3 protein-coding genes are annotated in these 3441 nt (G+C 69.0%); 2 read left to right on the top strand and 1 reads right to left on the bottom strand.

Features of this window, described 5'->3' with window-relative positions:
* The first annotated feature begins 19 nt into the window (after nucleotides 1-19).
* Complete coding sequence (locus tag V6M46_RS04855; protein WP_332662649.1) at nucleotides 20-394, top strand: hypothetical protein; 375 nt, start codon at nucleotides 20-22, stop codon at nucleotides 392-394.
* 31 nt (nucleotides 395-425) lie between these two features.
* Here V6M46_RS04855 and V6M46_RS04860 read toward each other — a convergent pair whose 3' ends face one another.
* Nucleotides 426-2201, bottom strand: coding sequence for an acetyl/propionyl/methylcrotonyl-CoA carboxylase subunit alpha (locus V6M46_RS04860; protein ID WP_332662651.1), 1776 nt, complete (start codon nucleotides 2199-2201; stop codon nucleotides 426-428).
* 125 nt (nucleotides 2202-2326) lie between these two features.
* Between V6M46_RS04860 and V6M46_RS04865 the strand changes: the two genes are divergently transcribed.
* Nucleotides 2327-3441 (top strand): acyl-CoA dehydrogenase family protein (locus V6M46_RS04865; RefSeq protein WP_332662650.1); only part of this gene is annotated, 1115 nt, incomplete at its 3' end.

Genomic DNA, 3441 nt, shown 5'->3' on the forward strand with positions numbered 1-3441 from the left:
GGTCTGGGATACTCGACGCATGACCGCTCTTCTCAAGTCGGTGGCGATCTCGGCTGCCGCCAACACCGCATCGTTGGCACTGGCGGCCTGGATCTTCGATCAGTTCAACATCGAGTTCGGCTGGTTCGTCGTGGCGGTCATCCTGTTCACGGCGCTGACCGTCGTGCTGCGCGGTGTCGTGATCAACACGGTCAACCGGTTCGTCCGCGGCTACACGATCGCCGGCGGCCTGGTGCTGACGTGGCTCGGGCTGTTGCTGACCGACCTTGTGGTGCCGGCCAGCGGCTTCGCGATCGAGGGCGTCGGCACGTGGCTCGGCGTCACGCTGATCGTGTGGGCAGCCGGCATCGCGTATGGCGAGGTCGACACCGCCCCACCCCCGAAGATGGCGTAGGGACCGAGCTCGGCCTCGCTGGGGCGGTTGCCTACTCGGCTGCGGCTTCCTTGATCTCGGCGATGACTTCGCCGGAGGTCACGGTGGCGCCGACCTCGATCGTCAGGCCGGTCACGACGCCGTCCTTGTGGGCGTTGATCGGCTGCTCCATCTTCATGGCCTCGACGACCAGGATCTGGTCACCCGCCGCGACGGTGTGACCCTCCTGGACGGTGACCTTGACGACGGTGCCCTGCATCGGCGCGGTCAGCGAGTCGCCGCTGGCGGCAGCTCCGGATGCCTTGCGGGAGTGCTTCGCCTTCTTGGCACCGCCGGACGCGACGGCCGAGGCGCCGAGTCCGCCGGGGAGCACGACCTCGACGCGCTTGCCGCCCACCTCGACCGTCACCCGCTCGCGTTCGGCGGGCTCGGCGGTCTCGGACGTTCCGGCATACGGCTCGAGCTGGTTGTCGTACTCGTTCTCGATCCAGGTCGTGTAGACCTCGAAGTTGCCGTCAGGCGCGGCGTAAGCGGGGTCGTCGATGACCGAGCGGTGGAACGGGATGACGGTCGGCATGCCGTCGACGACGAACTCGTCGAGCGCACGGCGCGACCGCGCGAGCGCCTGCTCGCGGCTCGTGCCGGACACGATGAGCTTGGCGACGAGGGAGTCGAACGCACCGGGGATCGTCTCGCCCTCCTCGTAGCCGGCGTCGATGCGCACGCCGGGGCCCGACGGGGGAGCCCACTTCGTCAGGGTGCCGGGCGCGGGCAGGAAGCCGCGGCCGCCGTCCTCGGCGTTGATGCGGTACTCGATCGAGTGGCCACGGACCTCGGGGTCCTCGTAGCCGAGCTCCTCGCCCGCGGCGATGCGGAACATCTCGCGGACCAGGTCGATGCCGGTGACCTCCTCGGAGACCGGGTGCTCGACCTGCAGGCGGGTGTTGACCTCGAGGAAGCTGATGATGCCGTCGGTGCCGACGAGGAACTCGCACGTGCCGGCGCCGACGTAGCCGGCCTCCTTGAGGATCGCCTTGGACGAGTCGTAGAGGGTCTTGACCTGCGCGTCGGTCAGGAACGGCGCGGGGGCCTCCTCGACGAGCTTCTGGTGGCGGCGCTGCAGCGAGCAGTCGCGGGTCGACACCACGACGACATTGCCGTGCTGGTCGGCCAGGCACTGGGTCTCGACGTGGCGGGGCTTGTTGACGAAGCGCTCGACGAAGCACTCGCCGCGACCGAACGCGCTGACCGCCTCGCGGACGGCCGACTCGAACTTCTCCTCGACCTCGTCGAGCGTGTACGCGATCTTGAGCCCGCGACCGCCGCCACCGAACGCGGCCTTGATCGCGATCGGCACGCCGTACTCCTCGGCGAACGCGCGCACCTCAGCGGCGTCCTTGACCGGGTCCTTGGTGCCGGGCACCAGGGGCGCGCCGACCTTCTGCGCGATGTGGCGGGCCTGCACCTTGTCGCCGAGGCTTTCGATCGCCGCGGGCGGGGGGCCGATCCAGATCAGCCCGGCGTCGATGACGGCCTGCGCGAAGCCGGCGTTCTCGGCGAGGAAGCCGTAGCCCGGGTGCACGCTGTCGGCGCCGGAGCGCTCCGCGATCGCGAGGATCTTCTCGATCGACAGGTACGAGTCGCCGGGCGTCGAGCCCTCGAGGGAGTACGCCTCGTCGGCAAGGCGTACGAACACCGCATCGCGATCGGGCTCCGCGTAGACCGCGACGCTGCCGATGCCGGCGTCCTTGCACGCGCGGATCACCCGAACCGCGATCTCTCCGCGGTTGGCGATCAGGACCTTGGCCAGGGGCTTGCTCACTGAAATGCTCTCCTCGTCCGACACGGCTGCTCGCCGCAGTCTAGGGCGTTACCACTGTTGCAGTCGTATGAGGTTCGTTACGTGGAGGTATCCCATTGTGCCGCCAGGTTAACGGTTGTTAACATTCGGACATGACTTTCGCCTTGTCCCGTGAGCACGAGACCTTCCGCCGCAGCGTCCGTGAATTCGCCGAGGCCGAGGTCGCGCCGCACGTGGCGCAGTGGGACAAGGACCACCACTTCCCGATCGACCTGGTCAAGAAGATGGGCGACCTCGGGCTGTTCGGGCTCACCGCTCCCGACGAGTTCGGCGGCGCCGACGGCGACTTCACGAGCCTCTGCGTCGCGATCGAGGAGCTCGGCCGGGTCGATCAGTCCATCGGCATCACGCTCGAGGCGGCCGTCGGCCTTGGCATCAACCCGATCCTGACGTTCGGCACTCAGGAGCAGAAGGAGCGCTGGCTGCCCGACCTCGTCGCCGGTCAGGCGCTCGCCGCCTTCGGCCTCACCGAGCCGGGTGCCGGCTCGGACGCCAGCGCCACCAAGACCCGCGCCGAGCTCGACGGCGACGAATGGGTCGTCAACGGCGCCAAGCAGTTCATCACCAACTCCGGCAGCGAGATCACGTCGCTCGTGACCGTCACGGCCCGCACCGGGACGCGCGAGAACGGCACCCCGGAGCTGTCGACGATCGTCATCCCGTCCGGCACGCCCGGCTTCGTGGTCGAACCGGCGTACGACAAGCTCGGCTGGCACATCTCCGACACGCACCCGCTGTCGTTCGTCGACGCCCGGGTGCCGGCGGACCACCTGTTGGGCGAGCGCGGTCGCGGCTATGCGCAGTTCCTCGCGACGCTCGACGACGGCCGCGTCGCGATCGCCGCCCTCGCGGTCGGCTGCATCCAGGCGTGCCTCGACCTGTGCGTCCAGTACGCCGGCGAGCGTACGACGTTCGGAGTGCCGATCGGCACCAAGCAGGGGGTCGCGTTCCAGATCTCCGACCTCGCCGTCATGGCGCAGGCCGGACGTGCGCTGACCTACCAGGCCGCCGCGCTGAAGGATGCCGGTGCGCCGGCGAAGGAGTTCAAGCAGGCTGCCGCGATCGCCAAGCTCTACACCTCGGAGTCCGCCGTGACGGCGACGCGCATCGCGACGCAGGTGTTCGGCGGCTACGGCTTCATGGAGGAGTACCCGGTCGCGCGGTTCTACCGCGACGCCAAGATCCTCGAGATCGGCGAGGGCACGTC

It is taken from the genome of Aeromicrobium sp. (assembly GCF_036676885.1).
Taxonomy (GTDB): domain Bacteria; phylum Actinomycetota; class Actinomycetes; order Propionibacteriales; family Nocardioidaceae; genus Aeromicrobium.